We start from the raw sequence: 23652 nt of genomic DNA on the forward strand, positions 1-23652 counted from the left end.
AAAAAACACTGTAGCTTGCGTATATTATGCAAGCCACTCTAGTTGAAGTTGCTGTCTGTATTTTATAGGCAGCAGCTTTTTTTACCTTGCAATCAAATTAATCTTGATATATAGTTTAGTTAACTAAACTAAACTATATTTAGGGGGTTTTGAAATGGAAAAAGAAATAGTTTCAAACGAAAATAAACAAAAAAAGCCATTGCTTTTTAAAGTTGGAATAGGGCTTCTAATCATATATGTTTTACTTTGGGGAAGTGCTTTAATCATACCATTTACTTCACTTTCGACGCAGGTAAAGGCTATTGTCATTCCAGGGTGTATAGTAATAGGAGAAATTCTATTTTTGATAGGTGCTGTCTTTGTTGGGAAAGAAGTGGTGGCAAAATATAAAAAGTATTTAAACCCGAAAAATTGGAGAAGAAAAGGTGAGAGAGAGAAGTATGATAAATAAAAATATAGCTGAGGAAATCAATCAAACACTTGAAGAACTATGGATATTACTTGAAACGAAAGAAAGGTCCTATACGAATTTCAATTTAAATAATCAGCAATATACGTTGTTAACATTAATTATTCGGTACCCATCATCCACTCCTAAAGAGTTAGCTGAAAAAATGAATGTGACGAAGAGTGCTATTAGCCAGCAGTTAGTGAAACTTGAAACGGAAGGATATATTTTCAGAAGACAACATGCAGAAGATAAACGTGCATTTTCAGTGGAATTAGGTGAGAAAGGCTTATTATATAAAAAAGAAATGGACGCATATATGCAACAGGTTTCTGAAAAGTATTATGCCAGTTTATCACCTGAAGAATTAACAAACTTTTTATCAGCACTCCAAAAACTAACGAAAGTAATCGATGAGCTGTAGTGGTTGTTCCATGTAAAAATTAGTATAAGCTGACCAAAACGGTCAGCTTATACTAATTCATGTTTCGAATATAAAAAGTGGATTTTTAATCAAATCAATTAAAAACTAAATTGTGGTTTCATATCACCTTTATAAGGTTCATGTTCAACGAATACAGTGATGTCTTTACCCGCTTGGTCTTTACCAATTCTTTTATACGTAAATTTATTATTATTCAGTTCAGTAAGTTCAAGAGCGGCACCATATTTGTTATTTCCAATTGAAACATGGGCTCTTATTTTATTTTCGTGTGCAACATCGAAGTAGCCATAATCACCGCGGCTTTGACCTGTTTCGCTATTGAAGAACTCATATTTATTAGACTTGTCATCAAATTTTGCTAAGCTTATAAAATTCGAATTAAACTGTGTTACATCGTTACCAGCTTCATCTAATACTTTTGTTCCGTGCCAAAGGGTACCACCTAAAATTTTATCTCCATCAATATTTTTAACGATATCTCCTGTAGTAGAGTTCAGTTGCTTGTCCAGATCAGTGAAAGAAAGTTCTTTTTCTTTATATGGAACATGTTCAACGAAGACTTCTACATCTTTACCGTTAGCGTCTTTCCCCATTCTTTTATAAGTAAATACATTTTTATTTAGCTTTGTCATATCAACAACAGCTTGATATTTCATTGATTCTGAAATTAATATTCTCTTCTTCCCGTCATTTGTGACGAAGAAAGTTCCTTTATCGCCACGACTTGCACCTGTTTTAGCATCAAAGAATTCATATCTTCCTGACTTTGCATCATATTTTGCCAGGCCAATGAAGTTTGCATTCTCTTTTGTTAAGTCATTTTTATCTTTGTCTAACACTCTTGTACCTTGCCAATTCGTATCGCTAAGAATATTAGCCATTTTTTGTCCTTTCGTTAACTTATTTTCCTTTTTTGTTTCTTTAACAGCTTGTTCTTGTTTTTGTTTACTATGATTTTCTTCGGCTTTAGTACCAGCACAACCTGTTAATGCTAATGTGAATCCGAGTAGTATGGATGATAGTGCTTTTGTTTTTTTATTCATTTTTATCGTCTCCTCATTGTATGATTTTCATGTTATTCACATGGTTTTAAGTAGTACGGTTTGTGATGCACTTAGTTGCTACGTTTATTATGTTAATCCTCGAGTATAAACTGCCTCTAAATAAAACATTAAAAAAAGATAAACTAATTCCTAAAATTTGTTCATACTTATAAAAAACAATCGCTAGTTTGCAGTATGTCTCTTTTGAACACTTATCAAAGTTGTTCCTAATAGAGTTAATCGATTGTATTGCAAAATTTTTGGGTGAAAGCGTAGGGGAAATGAAAACCTTATAGAAGTTGTTTCATATAGGAAGGGGATGTCTATGTTTGATTCAACAGATTTTAAAATTATACAGTTGCTACAAGAAAACGCTAGAATGAACTGGAAGGAAATTGGAGAAATAGTACATTTGACTGGCCAGGCTGTTAGGAAAAGAATTAATAAATTAGAAGAGGCAGGTGTCATTAAAAAATATACGATAGATATCGACAGGGCTAAGTTGGAAGGATCTATTATGACGTTTGTTACGCTATTTTTGCATGCACCGCATTATCATAATCAAATTCAAAGCTTTTTCGAAAAAACGGACGTAATTACTGAAATGTATCGTATAAGTGGCGATGGGTGTTATATCATGATTCTTCACACATCTTCGCATCAGCAATTAGAAGAGACTCTTGCAGATGTTTTACATTATGGTGATTACCGTATAAATACTGTCATTAAGACAATTGAAAAAAAGAAAGAATAAGAGATTTATCCTTTCTTTTTTCATATGGAACTGCAATTCTTTATTTGTTTTTGTTTATGAAATAGCTCGCTGATATGACTTTTGCGTAAATATCACCAAACTCTAATGCACTCATGAACGATTGGTGAGCGTGTACTGCGGGGATTAGATTTCCTTGGAATTCTAAATCTTTTGTTGTACAAGCATCTTCAATTACAATACATTGAAATCCTAAATCACTAGCAGCACGTACTGTTGCATCAATGCATACATGAGTCATCATACCGCAAATGACTAGTTGATCTATTTTTTCTGTCTTTAATGTTTCTAATAAATTTGTGCTTAAAAAACTGTTAGGGTGATGTTTTTGTATGACTCTTTCGTTAGCAATCGGTTGTACATCATCATGAATTTGAACACCTAATGTATCGGGCAAGAAGAAAGTAGCCCCTTCATTGTTCCCAATATGTTGTACATGAATAACTGTTTTATGTTTTTCACGAAACACTTTCAATACTTCCTTTGCTTTTTGTACGGCTTTTTCAGGTTGATGTAATTCCATATTTCCGCCTTTAAAGTAATCATTTTGTATGTCTACTAATAGTAACGCTTCGTTCATCGTTAATCCCCCCACTGATTAAATTTTCACTTTATACAGCACGTTATTTGTACTGTACCGTTATTATATAAATTGCAACTATGTGGAAGTAATAACGTCGTGAAACAATTTTGACGTATATAGTTTCATTGTGAAAAAAGTGGAATGGTAACAATAATTTAAAAAAGAAGTATGAATATTATCTTTTTAATCCACTAATAAATCCATCTAATTCTTCTTTTTATAATTAAGTATATAAATACTTTACTCTTTCCAAAACTGTTCTAGCAGAATAACGATCATAGTACCTACGAGTAGTCCATTACTTAAAACATATTGTAAAGCAGAAGGAATACCGCTAAATGCGCTTTCTGGAAGAAACATTATTCCAAAACTGATTAATAATGTAATTCCCAATATAGTTAATCGGCGTTGATTTAATTCTTCACGTAGAATCGAGTGAAATGAAATGCCTATTACTTGGACAAATGTTGCTAAAAGTGCAGCATTAGCAATAGGGCCTGGAAGCAAGGATATAAAGCTTACAATTGAGGGAATAAAAGAAATTCCTGCTAATATAAGACTTGCTATAAGGAACGACTTCACTTTTCTTTGTCCTGTTAGTTGAATAAATCCTGCTGATGCAGGTAATGGTACAATTCCAATTGTAGAGAACAACGAAGAGATAATATGTGATATACCTCCGACCCATATACCACGGTTCAGTGTTTGTCTTTCATTTTCTTTAGATAGCGGAGCCACTTGTTTTACAGCTGAAACAGCAGCAATCATATTTGCAACTAACAGAAATGTAAATAAAGTTGCAGTTAGAGTCATTCCAATATCGAATCTAGGCATGCCCCAAGCGAATATCTGTGGTAACTTAATTAGCGGTGTGTGTGAAGGCATATGAGACGACTTTCCTAATAAAGCATACAAGAGCCAACCAAATGAAATGCCAAGTAACACAGCGTAACTTTTCATCCATTCTTTCCCTTTAATTGATAAGAAGGTAATTATGGCAAAAACAAAGAGTGCAATAGTAATTGTTGTATAATCAGGATAAATTGCAGTCCCTTGTAATCCCATCATTCCTTTTAGTAACACACCACTAAGCTGAAGTGCTAAGATTAAAAGAAAAGTTCCTGTAACCAAAGGTGTAAATAAACGTAGAATTCGATGTACAAGCCCTGTTATACCAAGAACAAAGAGTAATATACCTGCAATAATTAACCCGCCTTCTAAAAGTTGCAACACGTCTTTTGCACTTTGTCCCTGATGCATAGCTACTTGTCCCAGTATGACAAATATACTTACCCATGAACCAGCTGGACCATCCGCTATGGGATAGCGATGCCCAAACCATACTTGTATAAATGAACTTATTCCCACGACTAAAAAAGTTCGCTGCATTAATGTTGAAATATCTTCTATTGATAAATGGAATATTCCACCAATAATGATAGGTAATGCAATTGCATTTGCTAATAAAAAAACAAACCACTGTAGAATACTAAAGCTCGTATTAAAGTATTTTTTATTCATATTATTCTCCTTTACCGAAAAAGAATCTCATAGTAAAAATCCATCCTTTCTATACAGTTAGATTAAAAAGGATGGATTTTGTAATTCTATAAAATCATTTTAATTATATAGTTAGATTTTTAATTAATTACCATGTACGGAACGGTAAGAATTTCCCATTAAGTGTAATAACGATACGAGGATCGCCACCTTTTGGATCTTCTTGTGTATCCACACCTAGATTGAAGTTAATTGCACTCATTACACCTTCGCCAGCTTTTTCTAAGATTAATTCTCTAAGAGTTGGTGCGTATTGTAACATCATTTCATATAATCGATATAAGATTGGGTCAGTAGGAGGCATTTGCATTACTTGACCTCTAAGTGGAACTACTGTTAATGCTTGAATTACTTCTTTATCTAATGCTAATAGTTTACCGATTTTTTCTGCTTCCGGACGTGTCATTGTAGCTTGTCCTAATAATGCTGTTACAACCCAAGTCTCAGAGTTTTCACTTACTTTTGAAATTTCTTCCCATGTTAAACCTTTTGCGATTTTTGCTTCCATAATTTTTTGCGTAGCTTCTTGTCTATTCATATCCAATAACTTCCCTTCATTTAAGTAATAATTAATGTTTCATACCATTTAATGTTTTGTATCCATCAACTATTAAATCTAATTTACCTGTGTGAGGATCAATAACTAAACCATGTACAGGAACATCTTTTGGAATAAGTGGATGATTTCTTACTAAATCAACATTAGCTTGAGTCGAATCGCAGACATCATCGAATCCAAATAGCCATTTTTCAAGGTCAACACCAGCATATTCAATTGCTGATAAAATTTCTGGTGAAGCTACTCCACGATCTAATATTTTTTGAAGTGTTCCTTTTGGATTAGTTTGACTTGCACCACATCTATGGTGTCCGATAAGAAAGATTTCATCTGCATTTAGATCATATACGGATGCTACAACACTTTGCATAACGCTATCGAAAGGAGAAGTAATTTTACCACCTGCATTTCTGATAACTTTTGCATCACCATCGTGTATATCTAAAGCTTTTGGGAGTAGCTCAATTAAACGAGCATCCATGCAAGAAACAACAACCATACGTTTTTTAGGCATTTTTGTCGTTTCACGAGGAGCATATTCCTTACTTTCTACAAATTGTTCATTGAACGATAGAATTTCTTGTAATAACATATTTGTAACCTCCTTTAAATCTAGATTTATTTTTTTGTTGCGTCCTCTATGTTATAAGTGAATATACTTGATAAATAATGTGATGTAAGAGGATAAACTAAGTATAGTGAATTGTATCGATAAGCAGAATAAGTTGGCGAAACACTTTCGGGCTTTCTACTTTCACGGTGAAAGGATTGGTTTATATCATTGATCAAACAGATTTTGAGATACTGAAATTATTAGGAGAAAACTCAAGAATACAATGGAAAGAACTTGGTCAGAAAATACATATGACAGGGCAGGCTGTAGGAAACCGAATTCGGAGATTAGAGGATTTAGGAATTATTGAACAATATACAATCGCAATAAACCGAATCAAGTTAGGACAAGTAGTGACTGCATTTGTTACTTTGTTCGTAACAACAGCTAATCATCAAGAGTTTATGAATTTCTTTCAAGGAGAAGAAGGAATTTCTGAAGTACACCGTATAAGTGGTGAGGGGTGTTATTTATTAAAAACACATTTTGCTTCCAATGAAGATTTAGATAACTTTCTAGGACGATTATTAAAGTATGGGAACTATCGTGTTAACCTATCAATAGGAAAGTTGAAATAAGGTTTCTTTTCTTTGGAGGTTATAGTAACTTTATTTGCTGTTTTGTGGACAACTTATAGGTTAATAATTAACTAAGTGATATTGTAGACTGAAAATCATAACTTTGCCGGAGAGGCGGGGCTATGTTTTTTTGTTTGTAGATTTTTAAGTTAGAACTAGAAGTTTGAGGGATATGTTGAGGAGGTATGTAATGTTAACTTAATGATTCATCTAATCGTATGTTTACTTAGAAGAATCATTAAGTAACAAAAGGTCTTGGAATTTTCATGCGTTATTATCATTTTTTAGTGATAATTTTTGTTGTTCTTTTAATTTTTTAGGTGTCAGGTCATTTCCTAAAGGATCTAATATTTTTAATCCTGTAACAGTGGTGTTGATTTGACCACGAATAATTTGAAGGTATTCCTCGCGTAATTTCATACGTTCAATTAACTCTGTTTTTGTTAAACCGTCTTCTTTTTATTTTTTAGCTAGGTCATTCATTCGATTTAAAACTTCAAGCATTGTTTTCACGCCATTCTTTTGTGCAAGTCGTGATAGTTTAATTAATAGAGTTTATCGTACTTTTATTGCAACAGTACGATAAACTCGGTGATTAAAACTCGCCATTCCAAGAAGTTACTTCATCTACAGTTAATCGAACGGATGGGAATCCTGGCTCTTTTGCTTTTCCTAGTGCAATCATTAAAACATCAGTTAAGTTTTCTGGAACGTTAAATGCTTTGCGGAATTCTTCAACATTATAGCCAAGCATTGGAACTGTATCATATCCTCTCGCTTTTGCAGCAAGCATCAATTGCATAGCTAACAAACCACCATCAAGCATTTGCCATTCTCTTTTCCCTTGGTCACTGACAGGTGCATAAAACTCACGAATACTGTTATTCAGTCTGTTTTTAATTTCTTTTGTCATGAATCCAGCAGCTACTGCACGTTCATTCACTTTATTAACATGTTCGAATTCATGGGCATTATTTTCGCTTAGGATTACGATCATAGCGGATGCTTCTAACACTTGTGGTTGATTTAAAGCGATTGGGTGAAGCTTCTCTTTTAAATTTTGATCTGTAATTACCATGAAACGCCATGGGTTTAAGTTTGAACTACTTGGTGCTAACATTGCTTCTTCTAAAAGTTCTTTAATTTCTTCATTAGAGATTATAACTGAAGGATCATAGGAGCGAACGGAACGACGCTCACGAATCACATCATAAAAATTTGCAGTACGATTTTCTTTTTTCATTTTAAAATACCTCCACTAAGTTGATGTTCTGTTATAAGTTGCTTACATGCATCATTATGGTATAGTACAGGTACTATGAAAAGTACGCACTTTTCCGTGATATAGACACCATCTCGTGACATAGGCACGAGAAAGTGCCTATCAAAATACAGAAGGAGTTCAATATGAAAAAAGAGTATAACAATAGAATTGAAGTCGTTTTGGATGTGATCGGGGGTAAGTGGAAATCCCACATTTTATATCATTTAACAAGTGGACCGACAAGAAACGGTGAGTTAAAACGATTGGTCACTGGTATTACACAAAAAATGCTTACTGAACAATTGAAAGAGCTCGAAAAGGATGGGCTTGTATCTAGAAAAGTATATAATCAAGTGCCGCCGAAAGTGGAATACTCCCTTACAGAACAGGGAGAATCATTAAAACAAGGCTTAAAAGTACTTTGTGATTGGGGAAGCGATTATATTAACCATAAATATCCGAATGGTGAAGTGATAGTGAAAGAGGATGATCATCTTTGATTTAACACTTCTATAAGTATAATTTTGCTATAATAAATAAGTACCTATACGAAGGAGAGTCTAAAGAGAATATGAAATCATTTAATATCGATCATGTTATAGCTAGTGTTTTGCAATGGATATTAAATATAGCTTTAATTATATTATCCATTGTGTTATCGATTTTCTTAGTGAATGAGACGATCACGTTTGTGCAGTATATTTTTTCGGCAAAAGAGTATACGTCATATAAATTGGTTGAAAGTATCATCGTCTATTTCTTATACTTCGAGTTCATTGCATTAATTATTAAGTATTTTAAATCAAACTATCATTTCCCGTTACGTTATTTTATTTATATCGGAATTACGGCCTTAATTCGATTAATTATTGTGTCTCATGAGGAACCGATGGAGACGTTATTATACGCAGGAGCAATTCTTGTTTTAGTTATTGCTTTATACATATCAAATATGAGAGATTTGAGAAAAGAGTAGTAGTGCAGACGTAAGTTTGCACTACTTTTTTCATCTTGACCTTCAAGTTGCTTGAAAGTTTACAATGAAATTAGGGCGTTTGAAATCGAAAAAAATTGAGAAATTAAGTGAAGAGGTTTCTTTTACTTGGAGGTTATAGGAATGAATCAGGAATTGAAGTTACGTCCATTAGAGCGAGAAGATTTAAAGTTTGTACACGAACTTAATAATAATGCACATATTATGTCTTATTGGTTTGAAGAGCCTTATGAGGCATTTGTGGAGTTGCAGGATTTATATGATAAACATATACATGACCAAAGCGAACGCCGATTTATCGTTGAGAAAGACAATGAAATGGTTGGATTGGTTGAGTTAGTAGAAATCGATTATATTCATCGAAGAACAGAATTTCAAATTATTATTGATCCGAGTTATCAAGGGTATGGATATGCAGCTGATGCGACACGTTTAGCTATGGATTACGCTTTTTCCGTATTAAATATGCATAAGCTTTATTTAGTGGTCGATAAGGAAAATGAGAAGGCTGTACATGTTTATAAAAAGGTCGGATTTGTCGTTGAAGGTGAACTGCAAGATGAGTTTTTCGTTGATGGATCTTACCATAATGCGATAAGAATGTGTATGTTCCAAAAGGCATATTTTGGAGTGAAATAATGGAGTGAAAAGGTTATAGACGAAATATTGTCTATAACCTTTTTTGTGAAGTGAAAACATAAATTTATCGAATTACAATAAAATATTATTGATTTATAATATGGTGTGTATTATTATGATGGTAACAAGATTAGTGATAATTAACGAAGGAGAATATATGATGAAAAATAAATATGTAATGGCTATTTCTTTCATGATTTTAGCGATTATTTCTTTAACTATACATGCTTCAAATAGTAAAGTAGGAGAAAATGGACTTCTTGAAGAACCTTTCTTTTTCTTAGTACCGATAAGTTATATATTATTTTTTAGTGGTATTGGTGTATTACTATTTGGATTTATTATTTCAAAGCTGAAAAAAGGTAATAGATAAAATGAAGTTTAATTAGTGAGGAGTCCATCAATTGGGAAAAAACACTCACTATGAAATAGAAACATACCATATGGAAGAAAAATAATAAGTGAGCTGAATAATGATGAATCATTATTTTTATAGTGAAAGACAAGTAGGATCGGCTATTACTTGGGCAGGAGCACAGGGGACAATTCATGCTGTGTATCAGGCTGTTCACATGCAGCAGCAAGCACAAGCGGCACAAATGATGCAAATTCAGTATATGCCGTATTCACAGCTTCCGATGCAAATTGTACATTATGATGTGCATCCAGCTGGGTTATTTTCCATTCCATATGGTGGAACATACTTCTTATGAAAGAAAGCGACTCAATAGAGTCGCTTTTTTATATTCCGCCGATCTTCATTCCAAGGAAGGCAAAGGCGATACCAATTATGTAAGTAGCACTTAAATATAAAAGGAAGATGTACAGTTTTTTACGATTGAGAAGCTGAACAGATTCAAATTTAAAAGTCGAAAATGTAGTAAATGCTCCCATAAATCCAGTACCTAATAATAATTGACAACCTGTGGTAATTCCATTGCCAATTATATACCCGAGTAAAAAAGCTCCGGTTATATTAATAAGGAATGTAGCAATTGGAAATGGTGTTTTATTTCTTTTCTTAAACCAATTGCTAATTGCAAATCGTGTAATAGCACCGAAAAAACCCCCAGCTGCGACTAATAAAGCTTCTATCATGAGTAATCACCTTCCATAAGGCGTTTCTTAATTAAGAAATCTCCAAGTGTATAGCCAAGGCCAGACATAATGAGACCACCAAGTATGCTACATGATACATATAAGAAGGCTATGCTCCACTCAGAATGATTGATCAATTGCACAGTTTCTACACTAAATGTTGAAAAAGTCGTAAAGGAACCGATGAATCCAGTCCCAATGCCTGTGATAACCTCTGAAGGTAAGAGGTTTAGCCGAGCGATATACGTAGTTAGCCATGCTAAGAAGAAGCAACCGATTAAGTTAATAAGTAATGTTGCTAAAGGAAATGAATGATGCCAAAATGTAGTGATATTAAGACCTAAATAATAACGAGAAAGGGCTCCTAATATACCGGCAATGCCAACGATAATATAAATCAATTTTTTCACCTCTTTAAATAGCTTGCTCAAAAAAATAGACTCCTACCAGTAGTATACTGGTAGGAGTCATTAGCTAAGCAGCGTTTATGGCGAACTCCATCGCCTATGATTATTACATATAGTGTACTAAACATTGCGTTTGATTTCCAGTGGAGAATTTGGTGCATTTTGTATTTTTTTGATGATTTAAGATCGAGAGTTATTACTTATAAACTAAATATAGTGATATAAGGTTTTCAATGTGATAAAATATTTCGTATGTCTGTCATTTGGTTTTAGTTGACTGAAAATAAAGAAAAGTTAATTGTGTGTTTTAGAAAAGGGGCGTTTATTTGAAGAAATTATTAAAGATCGTACTTATATGTATTGTAGTAGGAGCGGGCATTGTAGGTGGTTTTTTAGGTTATATGACACTTACTAAAGAACAGCCTGCTGATGTTATAAGTTTGAAGGTGGAAAATAATAAAGAGCGCGTATTAGCGACTGAAAATGAATTTAAAGTTACAACATTTAATATTGGCTATGCTGGATTAGATAAGGATCAAGATTTCTTTATGGATGGGGGAAAAGGATCGGGTTCCAGTAGTAAAGAGCAAACGGAAACGAATTTAAAGAATATGCTTTCGTTTTTACAAAATGAGAATAGTGATTTTGCGCTATTACAAGAAGTTGATATAAAGTCACTTCGTTCATTTGATGTAAATGGGCATGAATTTTTGAAAAAAGGATTACCTGATTATGTTTCTTCATTCGGGAAGAACTATGATACGAAATGGGTTCCGGTGCCAATAACAAGTCCAATGGGATATGCGGAAGCTGGATTAAGTACGTTTTCTAAATACACTGTTCAAGAAGCGAAGAGGTTCCAGCTTCCTGGGATGGAGCCTTGGCCAAAGCGTCTATTTGATTTAGATCGAGCAATTGTTGAACATAAAATTCCTGTTAATAATGGGAAACATGTCAGGCTCGTAAATTTACATTTGTCTGCTTATGATGAAGGCGGAAAAATTAGAAAGCAACAAGTGGAGTATTTAAAAGAATATATGAACAAGCATTATAACAATGGTGATTATGTAATAATGGGCGGAGATTGGAATCAATTACTTTCGAATGCTCAGTTAAGTGATCCGAAGTTCGTGAAAGAGCGTCCGGAGTGGTTAGTAGAATTACCGAAGGACTTTACTGATGGTGGCTTTAAGTGGGCTGTAGATCCATCTGTTATGACTGTGAGAGATGATGTGAAGAAATATGTGGAAGGTGAAAACTTTGTCACAATTATTGATGGCTTTATCGTTTCACCGAATGTTGAAGTTGTAAATGTACAAGGGAAAGATTTAAAGTTTGAAAATAGTGATCATAACCCAGTAAGTGCGGTATTTAAACTGAAGTAATTGATACGTATAAGTAGAAGGTGGGGCTTCATATGGAGTGGTTAAAGAGAACTTGTTTTTCTAACCTTGAGAAAGAATCACAGAAAAATCATTTATTACTGTTTATAACGATTTGTAGTTTCTTTCTTGGGATAATCGCGATTGGGTATTATGGATATATTTTTACAGAGAGAGCAGTAGCGTTTTGGATTTGTGGTATTTCTGTAGTTGTATTTGGGACGCTTTTTACTTTTATAAAAAGTATGGAGTCAGCGTATAAATATATGATGACATTCATGTTGCTTACGATGTCTTACATTATGGTACAAGCATTTAATGAAAGCCCAGCTGTATTTCAAATGGTCTATTTTACACTAGCAGTTTCATTAATTTATTTAAGTGAACGTCTCATTTTAATTCTTGGTGGGGTAGCTGTTGTAATTACATTTATACTTTGTAGCTATTGGCCAAATCAATTTTTTGCTTATACAGCCTCGTCTGAAGCTGCTAATTTCGCAAGTTTGTTAGCGATTGTAACAATCGCTATGTGGGGCGTCACGAAAATTGGTTCTAATCTATTGGTTCGTTTAAGTGATGAAAAACAAGAAGTAATGAGGAAAGCTCAGGAGCTAGAAGAGACACAAAGGCTTATTGAAGAAACAGTTGTGAAACTAGATAGTAATTTCAATCACTTAAGGCAAAATATGAATACGTCGATGGAGTCGATGAGTGAAATTAATTTTGCCTTTGAAGAGGTGGCAGTTGGTACTCAATCACAATCAGAGATGATGTATCGTTCAGTAGAAGTATTGAATGATATGGAGAGAAATATTGCACAAATCATCTCTCAAGTAAGAACTGCATCGGCTCGTGTGGATGAAAGTTTAGAAATTTCAAAGGGTAGTGTACATACTTTAAGAAATTTTGAAGCTAACATGAGGAGTTTAAATGATGTTGTTTCACAGTCCGGAATTATATTTAGAGAATTAATGACACATTCAAAACAAATTAATGAAATTGTAGATGTAATAACGAATATTTCCAGTCAGACGAGTTTGCTAGCTTTGAATGCAAATATTGAAGCGGCAAGGGCAGGAGAACATGGAAAAGGTTTTGCGATTGTAGCGAATGAAGTGTTAAAGCTTGCGGAAGAATCAAATCGTTCTGCGGGGAGAATTCAAGGGATTTTGAAGGAGTTTAGTAATCAAGCGAGTAAGGTAGAAGTGCAGGTAGAGAAGTCAGAAAGAGTGCAAGAAGAGTGTAACGAAATGTTAGCAAGCGTTTTAACAAATGTAACAGATTTAGGGAAGTTTATAGATGTGATTAATGATGTAATGCGAGAGGTTGTTGGTCATCAAGAAAGTTTCCAAGTTAAAACGACGAATATCGTAAAGGATGTTACACATGTTTCTAACGTAATTCAGCAAACCTCTGCAGCTACGGAAGAAGTGTTAGCGAGTGTGGAAGAAGAAAAGCATCGAAATGATACGTCAGTGAAGACGTTACATACTGTTAGCGAGCAAGTAAAGTTGTTAGAAGATATTTTAGAAAAGTAATATCGCTTGAAAAGAGCACAAATGATGTGCTCTTTTTCATTGAAACGAATACTTGATAGGAATTTAATTGCTTTTCTGCGAGTTTTCTGCCAAGCTTAAGGAGATAAAGTGAGACTAATACATACCGATGATTAGCCTTCACCAATCAAGTTATTCGCAAATAGCGGAATAAAATACTTCAAAGAAAGAATTATATAGGTGACACATATGATCGAAGTTAAGACTTCTGAACTTAGTGATGGAGAATTTAATAGAGGTGTATTTGCAACTCGTGATATTAAAAAGGGTGAGTTGATACACTCAGCACCAGTTATCTCTTATCCAAATGAACAGCATGAACATATTGAGAAAACGTTACTTGCTGATTACGCATTTGAGTATGGGGTAAATCATACGGCATTCCTTTTAGGATATGGCATGTTATTTAATCATTCATATAAGCCGAATGCAACGTATGATATCGTCTTCGAGAACCACACGTTTAACTTCTTTGCTTATAAGGATATAAAAGCTGGAGAAGAGATTTTAATCAATTATAATGGTGAAGTTGATGACGATGAGCTGTTATGGTTTGATAAAGAAAAAGAAGAGAACGAAAAGTAATGTAAAGATTATAGAAAGAGCACATTCTGTGGGATGTGCTCTTTTTTTATTGATGTAAATAAAGTAAAAAGTACAAAAAAATACCACTTTCTTTTTATATGGTATAGTAAGATACTGAGGGATAGTGTTTTGTAAAAGTGATATATTTTACAAATTGTTGTCTTTCTGATTACATGTCAAGTTTAGTAGTCCATTTGGGTTGCTTTATTATGCAATATATATTTTAATATGAGTGGAACCTCTTATATTTTAAGAGGTTTATAGGTGTCTCGAATTGATTTTAGGTACACTGTATCCACCACTTTAGGTTCAGTTCATGTATGTGGGGATATTATGGGCCCGTATAACGGGATAAAATGAATATAGAAATAGAGGAATCGTAAAATGAATATGCAAGAGGTTTATAAATATTTAAGTACGGTATTGCCTGAAGGACATGTTAAACAAGATGAAATGTTAAAGAATCATACGCATATTAAAGTGGGCGGAAAAGCAGATGTGTTCGTTGCGCCTACAAATTATGATGAAATTCAAGAAGTTATTAAGTATGCAAATCAATATAATATTCCAGTTACGTTTTTAGGAAATGGATCGAATGTCATTATTAAAGATGGCGGTATTCGCGGGATTACAGTAAGTTTAATTCATATTACAGGTGTTACTGTAACAGGGACGACAATCGTAGCAGGGTGTGGTGCAGCAATTATTGACGTATCACGTATTGCATTAGACCACAATTTAACGGGTCTTGAGTTTGCTTGTGGTATTCCAGGTTCAGTTGGTGGAGCTTTATATATGAATGCTGGTGCATATGGTGGTGAAGTATCGTTTGTATTAACAGAAGCTGTCGTAATGACAGGTGATGGAGACTTACGTACTTTAACGAAAGATGAATTTGCATTTGGATATCGTAAGAGTGTATTTGCTAACAATCATTACATTATTCTTGAAGCGAAGTTTGAACTTGAAGAAGGTGTACGTGAAGAAATTAAAGAGAAAATGGATGATTTAACGTTTAAACGTGAGTCAAAACAGCCTCTAGAATACCCTTCATGTGGTAGTGTATTTAAGCGCCCACCAAATAACTTTGCTGGTAAGCTGATTCAAGACTCAGGACTACAAGGTAAGCGAATTGGTGGAGTGGAAGTTTCTTTAAAACACGCTGGATTTATGGTGAATGTTGATAACGGAACAGCACAAGATTACATCGATTTAATTCACTTCGTACAAAAGACAGTGGAGGAGAAATTTGGCGTGAAGTTAGAGCGAGAAGTAAGGATTATTGGAGAAGATAAAGAATAAAGGAATACGTGTGAAAATGTGAATTATTTTAAAATAATATTTGGGTATTGTTGACAATTTGTTTTCAATTCAATATAATGGCTAATAATTTAACATATAACATACGTTGAAAGAGCCCAGTAGCAGTTTGTCACTGTTATTTAAGAGAGCTAGGGGTTGCTGGAACCTAGCACAAACAAACTTGTGAATTACACTCTGGAGTATCTTAGGTAATGCTAAGCGGAGTAGCAATCGATATTATTGCTAAGAGTGGTATGAGTAGCTATGCTATTTATGCAAATTGGGTGGTAACACGGTGAATAATCGTCCCTATGTCTATCGTAGACATAGGGGCTTTTTTGTTTTTAAAAAATAAAGGGGATGACAAAAGATGAATATTATTGATGAATTAGAATGGCGTGGCGCCGTTAATCAGCAGACTGACGAAGAAGGCTTGCGTAAGCTAGTAGAAGAGAAAAAGATTTCATTATACTGCGGAGTTGATCCGACTGGTGATAGTATGCATATCGGGCATTTGATTCCGTTTATGATGATGAAGAGATTCCAATTAGCTGGGCACCATCCTGTTATTTTAATTGGCGGGGCAACAGGAACAATTGGTGATCCGAGTGGACGACAATCAGAGCGTCAACTTCAAACATTAGAAGTAGTTCAGCATAATGTAGATGCGTTAACAGCGCAAATGAAAAAGCTATTTGATTTTGGTGGAAATAGTGAAGTGAAGATGGTAAATAACTACGACTGGACACATGAAATAAACATTATTGAGTTTTTACGTGATTACGGGAAAAACTTTAGCATCAATAGCATGTTAGCGAAGGATATTGTAGCAAGTCGTTTAGATACAGGTATTTCTTTCACAGAATTTACGTACCAAATTTTGCAAGCGATGGATTTCCATCATTTATACACGAAAGAAGATGTTCAACTTCAAATTGGTGGTAGTGACCAATGGGGAAATATTACGAGTGGTTTAGATTTAATTCGTAAGCTAGAAGGTCATGAGGCGAAAGTATTCGGTTTAACAATTCCATTATTATTAAAATCAGACGGTACGAAGTTTGGTAAATCAGCGGGTGGTGCGGTTTGGCTTGATCCTGAAAAAACGACACCGTTTGAATTTTACCAGTTCTGGGTAAATACAGATGACCGTGATGTAATTAAGTACTTGAAATACTTTACGTTCTTAACGAAAGAGCGCATTGATGAATTAGCGTTGAAGGTAGAAACAGAGCCTCATAAACGTGAAGCGCAAAAAGTATTAGCAGAAGAAATGACGAAATTCGTTCACGGAGAAGAAGCTTTCCTGCAAGCTGTGAAAATTACAGTAGCATTATTTAGCGGAGATATTAAATCGTTAACAGCTGATGAAATTGAACAAGGTTTTAAAGAGATGCCAACGTTCCATTCTTCAAAAGAGACGAAAAATATTGTAGAGTGGCTAGTTGATTTAGGAATTGAACCATCTAGAAGACAAGCGCGTGAGGATATTAATAATGGAGCTATATCTATGAATGGCGAGAAAGTAACAGATGTGGGTACGGATGTAACTGTAGAAAATTCGTTTGATGGAAGATTTATTATTATCCGTAAAGGGAAGAAGAACTATAGTTTAGTGAAATTGGGATAATAGCTTTTGTGGAAGAGTGGAAGTAAAGAAGATGCTTTCACTCTTTTCATATACACAATTTGGACATGAAACAATCAGTAAATTTAGATAATTGAAAGGATTATTTTATTCTTTTGCCGAATAAATAAATTAGAGAAAATTACGGATAAAAAATAGCCCGAACCATGCAGGGCATGATTCGGGCTTATATTCAGATTAGTAAGCTAAGCTGAATAGACCTTTAATGTGTGATAAGTAACGAACGTTACTTGCTTCTTTCATTAATGATGCTGGTAGACCTTTAAGTGGAGTATTGCTTGCTCCGATTGTAGCAACAGCATCTTTACGTCCTAGACTAGCAAGTGTTCCAGAGTTTACAGGTGCGAACTCTTCGAATGCTTTGCCTTCTAGTGCTGCGTATAAGTTGTATCCAATTAACTCACCCATTTGCCAAGCGATTTGCGCAGTTGGTGGGTATGGACGACCGTCTGGAGAGAAGACAACAGCGCTGTCTCCAGCAACGAATACGTCTTTGTGAGAAGTAGATTGTAGGTATGCATCAACTGTTGCACGACCACGGTTAACTTCAAGACCTGATTCACCGATTAATGGGTTACCTTGTACGCCACCCGTCCAAACGAATGTGTTAGCAACAAGTTTTTGACCATCTTTTAAGTCAATTTCATTGCCCGCAACGTTAGTTACAGGAAGACCTGTTAAGAATGTAACACCGCGTGCTTCTAAGCTAGTAGTTGCACGTTCGATTAAGTGGTCTGGTAATACTGGAAGGATTTTTGGACCTGCTTCAACAAGAAGAAGTTTAACTTCTTTTGGATTTACGCCGTGGCTTTTTGCAAGTTTAGGCATAATGTCAGCAAGCTCACCAACTAGCTCAACGCCAGTTAATCCGCCACCACCGATTACGATTGTAGCATCAGCTTCGTTTTTCGTTTTCGCGTATTCACGAATACGGTCTTCAACGTGTTTGTAGATTTTGTTTGCATCAGCAGCAGATTTTAATACCATGCTGTTTTCTTCTAGTCCTGGAATACCGAAGTAAGCAGTTTTACTTCCTAAAGCAACTACAAGTGCATCGTAAGATAAAGTAGTGCCGCCAGCTAGTTTGATTTCTTTGCTATCAACTGAGAATGACTCAACTGTTGCAATTTTAAGATCGATGTCTTTACCTTTGAAAAGCTTTGTAAGTGGCATTGCAATTGCTTGCTCAGCAACGTTACCAGCTGCAAGGCGGTGTAGTTCAGTGATAATTTGGTGTGTTGGGTATTGGTTAATCACTGTAACTTGTGCTTCTGATTTGCTGTAATATTTACGTACGTTTAGAGCGGCAAGAAGACCGCCATAACCAGCGCCTAAGATGACAATTTGTTTTGACATAGTATGATATCCCCCGTCTTTACTAATTGTTGTTATAAGTTAAATTATTTATTGTTACGTTCTGCACTAATTTGAAGATATGCGTTCACAAAGCGGAACATTTTTTGTGCTTGTGGGTCTTTTAGTAATTTTAATAGACCGAATAGGCCGATAACTTCGTTGCTTTCATCAGCACGATCTTTCGCTTCGATTGCAGTTGCAGCCATGCTTTTTACTGTATCTTTTACAGGTTCTACAAGCTCTGTAATTGCACCAACAGTGTCACTTTTTAATACTTCATCAGTAGCAACAGTTTGAGCGAAGTCATAAGACTTAGTTAAAATATTAACAAGCTCAGTTAATTTTGGAAGCTGTTCTACTAGTGTTGTTAATGATTCTTGTACCTCAGGTTTTAACAACTGATCAAGTACATCAAGTTGTCCTTGGCTAGCAGAAATTTGTACAGTTTCTTGTTCTGGCTTTGTTTGAGTCATAGTTTCTGGCATCTCCAATTCTCCTTTACGATAGCAATACTCTTATTTTTTGATAAGTAAGACAGTAAACGTTTACGAAACTTTATACAAAGTTTCACAAAGCACAATAAAATGCCTTTAAATTTACGACAGCAAGTAAGCTGCAAACATAAATCTAAAACCATAACGTCCTACCTATCATTTATGAACTGTCCGATACATGGCTTGTCCGCATAATGGAAAAGCTCCGTTACCGGAAAGTGTATATAATATATATCCTATATTATATACTATATGCACCTATGTTAACATAAAAATGATTCCTAATTATTTGATATTGAGTGTATAACCTAGTGCTGACAAGGTATGAAAGCGTATAAAATATTTTGTTTTAGTTAGAAATGTACATATATATATAGAAAAAAAGGAAAAAACGAACAAATTCATGTTCATTTTTTCCTTTTTCCTATTATTCACCTTCTGCAATTAGCATGGATGTGTTACCGTCTTTTTCAAGATGGCACTCGCCCCAAGTACAAAGAGAGTTAAGAATCGATTCTAAAGACCAACCGTAGTCGGTAAGAGAATATTCTACTTTTGGTGGGACTTGGTTGTATACTTTTCTTTGAATAACTCCGTCGTCTTCTAATTCACGTAATTGCTGTGTTAACATTTTTTGTGTAATACCAGGCATTAAACGTTTTAGTTCACTCGTTCTCTTTGTACCTTTCGTTAGATGACAAAGGATAACAACCTTCCATTTTCCGCCGATAACCTCTAAAGTCGCCTCTACAGGAATATTATATTTCTTCATATGAAACCCTCCTTTTATGAGTAAAGTAAGTTTAATAATACAAATGTTACTTTTTAGTACCTATAGCACTTTAAAGTACGTACTTTTTATTATGTTAAATATGTTTCATAATAGCACATGTAAGAGGCAAATGAGTAGTACGGTACCCAAAAGTGACTATGTTACTTTTTAGTGCCTATCGTACTTTAAAGTGCGTTCTTCAAAAAAGGAATGAAACCATTCATAATAGCATTTGTAAGTATGAAATATATTTTTTAGAAGATAAAAGGGCCTTTTTATCATACTATTATGATTGGATTTCTTGTAATAAGGAGGAATTCAATTGAGTTCATATACAGTACCATCTTCGGAATCTCAGACGAGTCGAAGAAGTATGTTTGCTTTATTAGCACTAGCAATTAGTGCGTTTGGGATTGGTACGACCGAGTTTATTAGTGTCGGTTTACTACCATCTATTTCAAAAGATTTAAATGTTTCGGTTACAACAGCTGGTTTAACGGTTTCCTTATATGCGTTAGGAGCGGCAGTAGGAGCTCCTGTTTTAACGGCGTTAACGGCTAGTATGTCGCGAAAGACATTATTAATGTGGATTATGGTTATTTTCATTATTGGTAATGGCATTGCGGCTGTTGCAACAAGCTTCACTGTATTAATTATCGCAAGGATTGTAGCTGCATTTGCACACGGTGTGTTTATGTCGATAGGATCTACAATTGCGGCTGCAATCGTACCAGAAAATAAACGTGCTAGCGCAATTGCGATTATGTTTACTGGATTAACAGTTGCGACTATTACTGGTGTGCCAATTGGAACATTTATCGGTCAAGAGTTTGGCTGGAGAGCGTCATTTATGGCGATTGTTGTAATTGGAATTATTGCTTTCATCGCAAACAGTATACTGGTCCCATCTAATTTAAAAAATGGTGTACCTGTATCGTTTCGTGATCAATTTAAACTAATTAAAAATGGAAGACTGTTACTTGTCTTCATTATTACTGCACTAGGATATGGCGGTACATTCGTAACATTTACGTATCTATCACCGTTATTACAAGAGGTAACAGGGTTTGAAGCAGGTACCGTTACTATCATTTTATTAGTGTATGGAATCGCTATTGCGATAGGGAATATGGTCGGCGGAAAATTATCGAATCATAATCCGATTCGAGCGCTATTTTATATGTTCCTTATTCAAGCAATTATATTATTCGTTTTAACATTTACAGCGCCATTTAAAGTAGCTGGATTAATCACAATTATTTTCATGGGACTATTCGCATTTATGAATGTTCCGGGGCTACAAGTATATGTAGTTATATTGGCAGAGCGCTTTGTTCCAAGTGCGGTTGATGTTGCTTCAGCAATTAACATTGCCGCATTTAACGCAGGGATTGCTTTAGGTTCTTATATAGGTGGCCTTGTGACGAATTCATTAGGATTAATCCATACTGCTTGGGTAGGTGGCCTTATGGTAGTAGGTGCTGTAATTCTAACAGCATGGAGTATGACATTAGAAAAACGAGATCAAGTAAAATAAAAGGAGAGAAAATAAAATGAAAAACTTACAAAGTAAAGCAGTATTAAATAATGGTGTAGAAATGCCTTGGTTCGGTTTAGGTGTATTTAAAGTAGAAGAAGGACCAGAACTTGTAGAAGCTGTAAAATCAGCGATTAAAGCTGGATACCGCAGTATCGATACAGCTGCAATTTACGGAAATGAAAAAGCTGTAGGTGAGGGAATCCGTGCAGGTATCGAAGCAACTGGTATTTCAAGAGAAGAATTATTTATCACTTCAAAAGTATGGAACGCAGATCAAGGATATGAAGAAACAATTGCTGCATACGAAGAGAGCTTAAAGAAATTAGAACTAGATTATTTAGATTTATTCCTTGTTCACTGGCCTGTAGAAGGAAAATATAAAGATACATGGAGAGCGCTAGAAACACTTTATAAAGAAGAGCGTGTACGTGCAATTGGTGTGAGTAACTTCCAAATCCATCACTTACAAGATGTAATGAAAGATGCAGAAATTAAGCCAATGATTAACCAAGTAGAATACCACCCTCGTTTAACACAAAAAGAATTACAAGCTTTCTGTAAAGAACAAGGTATTCAAATGGAAGCATGGTCACCTCTTATGCAAGGTCAATTATTAGATAACGAAACATTACAAGCAATCGCTGAGAAACACGGTAAAACAACAGCGCAAGTTATCTTACGTTGGGATCTTCAAAATGGAGTGATCACAATTCCAAAATCAACGAAAGAGCACCGCATTATTGCAAATGCTGATGTATTTAACTTTGAATTAACAAAAGAAGATATGGAAAAAATCGATGCGTTAAATCAAAACCACCGCGTTGGTCCAGATCCTGATAACTTCGATTTCTAAGATTAAAGTAAGAAAGAAAAAAGAGTGCGCTTATGCACTCTTTTTTTGTGCATAAAAATATTTTCTAATTAAATACTACTTAGTATTAAGTTTGTTATTAAGGGGCTGTAAACATGAATATAAAGCAATCGTTCAAACTTTTAGCTATGTTTTTAAGTGTTTTATTTCTGTTATTCCCGCTTCAAAAAGCGTTCGCAGAAGTTATGGACCATACAAAGTATGAAATGGCTTGGAGCTACAGTAAGTCAAAGAAGAAACCAATCCGAACAGAACTTATTAAAACGGCAGATGGGAAAATTGCATTTTGTTTAAATGTAGATTTGAAATCTCCAAGTGGTCAAGACTTACCGGAAATGGGGAAAGTGGATATTAACGTGTACCGCGTACTCTTGAATGGATATCCACAAAAGAGCCCACAAGAATTAGGTGTTTCTGACTGGAGAGAAGCACATTATGCAACGCAACTTGCAGTATGGAATGCTTTAAAACAAATTGATATTAATGACTTAGATTTCCGCAATAAAAATGTAGAGAAAGTAACGAAAGATATCGTTGCAAAAGCAAGCGCTAGTGAAGAGTTACAAGAAATTACGATGAATGTTGTGCCAGCAGAAGAACAAGAAGCAGTATTGAAAAATGATTTCTTTGAAACAGGTTTATATACAGTAGAAACAAATGCAAAAAGTGGAACGTATAAAGTGCAAGCAACAGGTGCACCAACGGGCGTGAAATTTGTAAATGAAAAAGGCGAAACAAAAACAGAATTTAATGTAGGAGAAAAGTTCCGCATTTTAATTCCGAAACAAACACCAGCTGGTGGATTTAGTTTCAAAGTAATAGGTAAATTAACGAAACTACAAGGTATTGCGCATAAAGGTACATCGACAATTCAAAATGCGGTTGTATTACTTGAGCGTAGTGAAGAGAAAACAAGCCCAGAATTAGCGGTAAGTTGGAAAAAAACTGAGGGCCCACATAAACCAAATCAACCATATACTCCAAACGAACCGCATAAACCGAATCAATATAAAAGATAAGAAAAAGCATTGGCGTATGCCAATGCTTTTTCTATATGGAGTTTTTAAAGATATATCAAAATAATAATTAATCAAGTAAAACACTATTTCAACGTTTGAAAAAGTATTTAAAAATAATAAAATA

General features: G+C 34.6%; 28 protein-coding genes, 1 pseudogene, 1 riboswitch and 1 other annotated feature. Of the genes and pseudogenes, 17 read left to right on the forward strand and 12 right to left on the reverse strand.

Going from position 1 to position 23652, the window contains the following annotated elements:
* The first annotated feature begins 154 nt into the window (after positions 1–154).
* Together COK05_RS04485 and COK05_RS04490 are read left to right on the forward strand one after the other, a co-directional pair.
* The gene (locus COK05_RS04485; protein ID WP_098611616.1) at positions 155–451 is read left to right on the forward strand and encodes a transporter suffix domain-containing protein; all 297 of its coding nucleotides are present in this window, start codon (positions 155–157) and stop codon (positions 449–451) included.
* Complete coding sequence (locus tag COK05_RS04490) at positions 441–872, forward strand: MarR family winged helix-turn-helix transcriptional regulator (protein ID WP_098611617.1); 432 nt, start codon at positions 441–443, stop codon at positions 870–872. Before COK05_RS04485 ends, COK05_RS04490 begins: the two co-directional genes overlap by 11 nt.
* Before the next feature lie 98 nt (positions 873–970).
* Here COK05_RS04490 and COK05_RS04495 read toward each other — a convergent pair whose 3' ends face one another.
* On the reverse strand, positions 971–1936 hold the full coding sequence (locus tag COK05_RS04495; RefSeq protein WP_098611618.1) for a DUF4822 domain-containing protein: 966 nt from the start codon (positions 1934–1936) through the stop codon (positions 971–973).
* A gap of 319 nt (positions 1937–2255) precedes the next feature.
* Between COK05_RS04495 and COK05_RS04500 the strand changes: the two genes are divergently transcribed.
* Complete coding sequence (locus tag COK05_RS04500) at positions 2256–2690, forward strand: Lrp/AsnC family transcriptional regulator (protein WP_141538894.1); 435 nt, start codon at positions 2256–2258, stop codon at positions 2688–2690.
* A 40-nt stretch (positions 2691–2730) separates the two neighbouring features.
* Here the strand turns inward: COK05_RS04500 and COK05_RS04505 are convergent, their stop codons facing one another.
* From COK05_RS04505 to COK05_RS04520, 4 genes are all read right to left on the reverse strand, one after another.
* Positions 2731–3288, reverse strand: coding sequence for a cysteine hydrolase family protein (locus COK05_RS04505; protein WP_098611619.1), 558 nt, complete (start codon positions 3286–3288; stop codon positions 2731–2733).
* A gap of 243 nt (positions 3289–3531) precedes the next feature.
* Complete coding sequence (locus tag COK05_RS04510) at positions 3532–4812, reverse strand: purine/pyrimidine permease (RefSeq protein ID WP_098611620.1); 1281 nt, start codon at positions 4810–4812, stop codon at positions 3532–3534.
* Between the two features lie 127 nt (positions 4813–4939).
* Positions 4940–5389 carry a cyanase gene (gene cynS, locus COK05_RS04515; protein WP_098611621.1) on the reverse strand — a complete coding sequence of 150 codons (450 nt, stop codon included), beginning with the start codon at positions 5387–5389 and terminating at the stop codon, positions 4940–4942.
* Positions 5390–5420: 31 nt separating this feature from the next.
* The gene (locus COK05_RS04520) at positions 5421–6002 is read right to left on the reverse strand and encodes a beta-class carbonic anhydrase (RefSeq protein ID WP_098611622.1); all 582 of its coding nucleotides are present in this window, start codon (positions 6000–6002) and stop codon (positions 5421–5423) included.
* Between the two features lie 167 nt (positions 6003–6169).
* On the opposite strand from COK05_RS04520, the gene COK05_RS04525 reads away from it, so the two are divergent.
* Complete coding sequence (locus tag COK05_RS04525) at positions 6170–6601, forward strand: Lrp/AsnC family transcriptional regulator (RefSeq protein WP_002008929.1); 432 nt, start codon at positions 6170–6172, stop codon at positions 6599–6601.
* Positions 6602–6865: 264 nt separating this feature from the next.
* On the opposite strand, the pseudogene COK05_RS04530 reads toward COK05_RS04525, so the two are convergent.
* Positions 6866–7105: pseudogene (locus COK05_RS04530) on the reverse strand (DUF896 domain-containing protein).
* A gap of 91 nt (positions 7106–7196) precedes the next feature.
* Positions 7197–7844 carry a nitroreductase family protein gene (locus COK05_RS04535; protein WP_098611623.1) on the reverse strand — a complete coding sequence of 216 codons (648 nt, stop codon included), beginning with the start codon at positions 7842–7844 and terminating at the stop codon, positions 7197–7199.
* A 164-nt stretch (positions 7845–8008) separates the two neighbouring features.
* Here COK05_RS04535 and COK05_RS04540 point away from each other — a divergent pair, with 164 nt between their 5' ends.
* The 5 genes from COK05_RS04540 to COK05_RS04560 all read left to right on the forward strand — a co-directional run bounded on the left by COK05_RS04540 (position 8009) and on the right by COK05_RS04560 (position 10211).
* The gene (locus COK05_RS04540; RefSeq protein ID WP_098611624.1) at positions 8009–8365 is read left to right on the forward strand and encodes a winged helix-turn-helix transcriptional regulator; all 357 of its coding nucleotides are present in this window, start codon (positions 8009–8011) and stop codon (positions 8363–8365) included.
* 71 nt (positions 8366–8436) lie between these two features.
* Entirely contained in the window at positions 8437–8841 is a 405-nt protein-coding gene (gene psiE, locus COK05_RS04545; RefSeq protein WP_000834708.1) for a phosphate-starvation-inducible protein PsiE, read from the forward strand.
* 141 nt (positions 8842–8982) lie between these two features.
* The gene (speG, locus tag COK05_RS04550) at positions 8983–9498 is read left to right on the forward strand and encodes a spermidine N1-acetyltransferase (RefSeq protein ID WP_098611625.1); all 516 of its coding nucleotides are present in this window, start codon (positions 8983–8985) and stop codon (positions 9496–9498) included.
* Positions 9499–9658: 160 nt separating this feature from the next.
* The gene (locus COK05_RS04555) at positions 9659–9871 is read left to right on the forward strand and encodes a DUF3955 domain-containing protein (protein WP_255290301.1); all 213 of its coding nucleotides are present in this window, start codon (positions 9659–9661) and stop codon (positions 9869–9871) included.
* A gap of 100 nt (positions 9872–9971) precedes the next feature.
* Positions 9972–10211, forward strand: a complete 240-nt coding sequence (locus tag COK05_RS04560) for a DUF3947 family protein (RefSeq protein ID WP_098611626.1) — start codon at positions 9972–9974, stop codon at positions 10209–10211.
* A 28-nt stretch (positions 10212–10239) separates the two neighbouring features.
* Here the strand turns inward: COK05_RS04560 and crcB (COK05_RS04565) are convergent, their stop codons facing one another.
* Positions 10240–10596, reverse strand: coding sequence for a fluoride efflux transporter CrcB (crcB, locus tag COK05_RS04565; RefSeq protein ID WP_098611627.1), 357 nt, complete (start codon positions 10594–10596; stop codon positions 10240–10242).
* Positions 10593–10997 (reverse strand): fluoride efflux transporter CrcB, encoded by a 405-nt coding sequence (crcB, locus tag COK05_RS04570; RefSeq protein WP_176539412.1) that lies wholly within the window; start codon positions 10995–10997, stop codon positions 10593–10595. Before crcB (COK05_RS04570) ends, crcB (COK05_RS04565) begins: the two co-directional genes overlap by 4 nt.
* Positions 10998–11050: 53 nt before the next feature.
* Positions 11051–11110, reverse strand: a riboswitch (Fluoride riboswitch).
* Between the two features lie 219 nt (positions 11111–11329).
* On the opposite strand from crcB (COK05_RS04570), the gene COK05_RS04575 reads away from it, so the two are divergent.
* From COK05_RS04575 to tyrS, 5 genes are all read left to right on the forward strand, one after another.
* Positions 11330–12388: an endonuclease/exonuclease/phosphatase family protein gene (locus tag COK05_RS04575; RefSeq protein WP_098611628.1), complete on the forward strand. Its 1059-nt coding sequence runs from the start codon at positions 11330–11332 to the stop codon at positions 12386–12388.
* Between the two features lie 32 nt (positions 12389–12420).
* Entirely contained in the window at positions 12421–13923 is a 1503-nt protein-coding gene (locus tag COK05_RS04580) for a DUF4077 domain-containing protein (protein ID WP_098611629.1), read from the forward strand.
* A gap of 207 nt (positions 13924–14130) precedes the next feature.
* Entirely contained in the window at positions 14131–14526 is a 396-nt protein-coding gene (locus COK05_RS04585; protein ID WP_000573656.1) for an SET domain-containing protein, read from the forward strand.
* Between the two features lie 384 nt (positions 14527–14910).
* On the forward strand, positions 14911–15828 hold the full coding sequence (murB, locus tag COK05_RS04590; protein WP_098611630.1) for a UDP-N-acetylmuramate dehydrogenase: 918 nt from the start codon (positions 14911–14913) through the stop codon (positions 15826–15828).
* Between the two features lie 97 nt (positions 15829–15925).
* Positions 15926–16142 (forward strand) — a binding site (T-box leader).
* A 56-nt stretch (positions 16143–16198) separates the two neighbouring features.
* Entirely contained in the window at positions 16199–17458 is a 1260-nt protein-coding gene (gene tyrS, locus COK05_RS04595) for a tyrosine--tRNA ligase (RefSeq protein WP_098611631.1), read from the forward strand.
* A 195-nt stretch (positions 17459–17653) separates the two neighbouring features.
* On the opposite strand, the gene COK05_RS04600 is transcribed toward tyrS, so the two are convergent.
* The 3 genes from COK05_RS04600 to COK05_RS04610 all read right to left on the reverse strand — a co-directional run bounded on the left by COK05_RS04600 (position 17654) and on the right by COK05_RS04610 (position 20098).
* The gene (locus tag COK05_RS04600) at positions 17654–18832 is read right to left on the reverse strand and encodes an NAD(P)/FAD-dependent oxidoreductase (protein WP_000043197.1); all 1179 of its coding nucleotides are present in this window, start codon (positions 18830–18832) and stop codon (positions 17654–17656) included.
* Between the two features lie 44 nt (positions 18833–18876).
* Positions 18877–19317: a DUF1641 domain-containing protein gene (locus COK05_RS04605; RefSeq protein WP_001115309.1), complete on the reverse strand. Its 441-nt coding sequence runs from the start codon at positions 19315–19317 to the stop codon at positions 18877–18879.
* Positions 19318–19753: 436 nt separating this feature from the next.
* Positions 19754–20098, reverse strand: coding sequence for a winged helix-turn-helix transcriptional regulator (locus COK05_RS04610; RefSeq protein ID WP_098611632.1), 345 nt, complete (start codon positions 20096–20098; stop codon positions 19754–19756).
* Positions 20099–20471: 373 nt separating this feature from the next.
* Between COK05_RS04610 and COK05_RS04615 the strand changes: the two genes are divergently transcribed.
* The 3 genes from COK05_RS04615 (at position 20472) to COK05_RS04625 (ending at position 23528) form a co-directional block, all read left to right on the forward strand.
* Positions 20472–21635 (forward strand): MFS transporter, encoded by a 1164-nt coding sequence (locus tag COK05_RS04615; RefSeq protein ID WP_176539413.1) that lies wholly within the window; start codon positions 20472–20474, stop codon positions 21633–21635.
* Between the two features lie 16 nt (positions 21636–21651).
* Positions 21652–22491: an aldo/keto reductase gene (locus COK05_RS04620; RefSeq protein ID WP_098611634.1), complete on the forward strand. Its 840-nt coding sequence runs from the start codon at positions 21652–21654 to the stop codon at positions 22489–22491.
* Between the two features lie 113 nt (positions 22492–22604).
* Positions 22605–23528: a thioester domain-containing protein gene (locus COK05_RS04625; RefSeq protein WP_098611635.1), complete on the forward strand. Its 924-nt coding sequence runs from the start codon at positions 22605–22607 to the stop codon at positions 23526–23528.
* Positions 23529–23652 lie beyond the last annotated feature (124 nt).

Source organism: Bacillus cereus (assembly GCF_002567495.1).
Classification (GTDB): Bacteria; Bacillota; Bacilli; order Bacillales; family Bacillaceae_G; genus Bacillus_A; species Bacillus_A cereus_AQ.

Excerpts from the sequence above, each read along its gene's own strand:
- COK05_RS04555 (WP_255290301.1), top strand. The coding sequence starts at position 9,659 with ATGAAAAATAAATATGTAATGGCTATTTCTTTCATGATTTTAGCGATT.
- psiE (WP_000834708.1), top strand. The coding sequence starts at position 8,437 with ATGAAATCATTTAATATCGATCATGTTATAGCTAGTGTTTTGCAATGG.
- speG (WP_098611625.1), top strand. The coding sequence starts at position 8,983 with ATGAATCAGGAATTGAAGTTACGTCCATTAGAGCGAGAAGATTTAAAG.
- COK05_RS04485 (WP_098611616.1), top strand. The coding sequence starts at position 155 with ATGGAAAAAGAAATAGTTTCAAACGAAAATAAACAAAAAAAGCCATTG.
- COK05_RS04510 (WP_098611620.1), bottom strand. The coding sequence starts at position 4,812 with ATGAATAAAAAATACTTTAATACGAGCTTTAGTATTCTACAGTGGTTT.
- COK05_RS04600 (WP_000043197.1), bottom strand. The coding sequence starts at position 18,832 with ATGTCAAAACAAATTGTCATCTTAGGCGCTGGTTATGGCGGTCTTCTT.
- COK05_RS04605 (WP_001115309.1), bottom strand. The coding sequence starts at position 19,317 with ATGCCAGAAACTATGACTCAAACAAAGCCAGAACAAGAAACTGTACAA.
- COK05_RS04520 (WP_098611622.1), bottom strand. The coding sequence starts at position 6,002 with ATGTTATTACAAGAAATTCTATCGTTCAATGAACAATTTGTAGAAAGT.
- COK05_RS04505 (WP_098611619.1), bottom strand. The coding sequence starts at position 3,288 with ATGAACGAAGCGTTACTATTAGTAGACATACAAAATGATTACTTTAAA.
- cynS (WP_098611621.1), bottom strand. The coding sequence starts at position 5,389 with ATGAATAGACAAGAAGCTACGCAAAAAATTATGGAAGCAAAAATCGCA.
- COK05_RS04490 (WP_098611617.1), top strand. The coding sequence starts at position 441 with ATGATAAATAAAAATATAGCTGAGGAAATCAATCAAACACTTGAAGAA.
- COK05_RS04610 (WP_098611632.1), bottom strand. The coding sequence starts at position 20,098 with ATGAAGAAATATAATATTCCTGTAGAGGCGACTTTAGAGGTTATCGGC.
- COK05_RS04615 (WP_176539413.1), top strand. The coding sequence starts at position 20,472 with ATGTTTGCTTTATTAGCACTAGCAATTAGTGCGTTTGGGATTGGTACG.
- COK05_RS04500 (WP_141538894.1), top strand. The coding sequence starts at position 2,256 with ATGTCTATGTTTGATTCAACAGATTTTAAAATTATACAGTTGCTACAA.
- COK05_RS04540 (WP_098611624.1), top strand. The coding sequence starts at position 8,009 with ATGAAAAAAGAGTATAACAATAGAATTGAAGTCGTTTTGGATGTGATC.
- COK05_RS04625 (WP_098611635.1), top strand. The coding sequence starts at position 22,605 with ATGAATATAAAGCAATCGTTCAAACTTTTAGCTATGTTTTTAAGTGTT.
- COK05_RS04580 (WP_098611629.1), top strand. The coding sequence starts at position 12,421 with ATGGAGTGGTTAAAGAGAACTTGTTTTTCTAACCTTGAGAAAGAATCA.
- COK05_RS04535 (WP_098611623.1), bottom strand. The coding sequence starts at position 7,844 with ATGAAAAAAGAAAATCGTACTGCAAATTTTTATGATGTGATTCGTGAG.
- murB (WP_098611630.1), top strand. The coding sequence starts at position 14,911 with ATGAATATGCAAGAGGTTTATAAATATTTAAGTACGGTATTGCCTGAA.
- COK05_RS04495 (WP_098611618.1), bottom strand. The coding sequence starts at position 1,936 with ATGAATAAAAAAACAAAAGCACTATCATCCATACTACTCGGATTCACA.
- COK05_RS04560 (WP_098611626.1), top strand. The coding sequence starts at position 9,972 with ATGATGAATCATTATTTTTATAGTGAAAGACAAGTAGGATCGGCTATT.
- COK05_RS04585 (WP_000573656.1), top strand. The coding sequence starts at position 14,131 with ATGATCGAAGTTAAGACTTCTGAACTTAGTGATGGAGAATTTAATAGA.
- crcB (WP_098611627.1), bottom strand. The coding sequence starts at position 10,596 with ATGATAGAAGCTTTATTAGTCGCAGCTGGGGGTTTTTTCGGTGCTATT.
- COK05_RS04620 (WP_098611634.1), top strand. The coding sequence starts at position 21,652 with ATGAAAAACTTACAAAGTAAAGCAGTATTAAATAATGGTGTAGAAATG.
- tyrS (WP_098611631.1), top strand. The coding sequence starts at position 16,199 with ATGAATATTATTGATGAATTAGAATGGCGTGGCGCCGTTAATCAGCAG.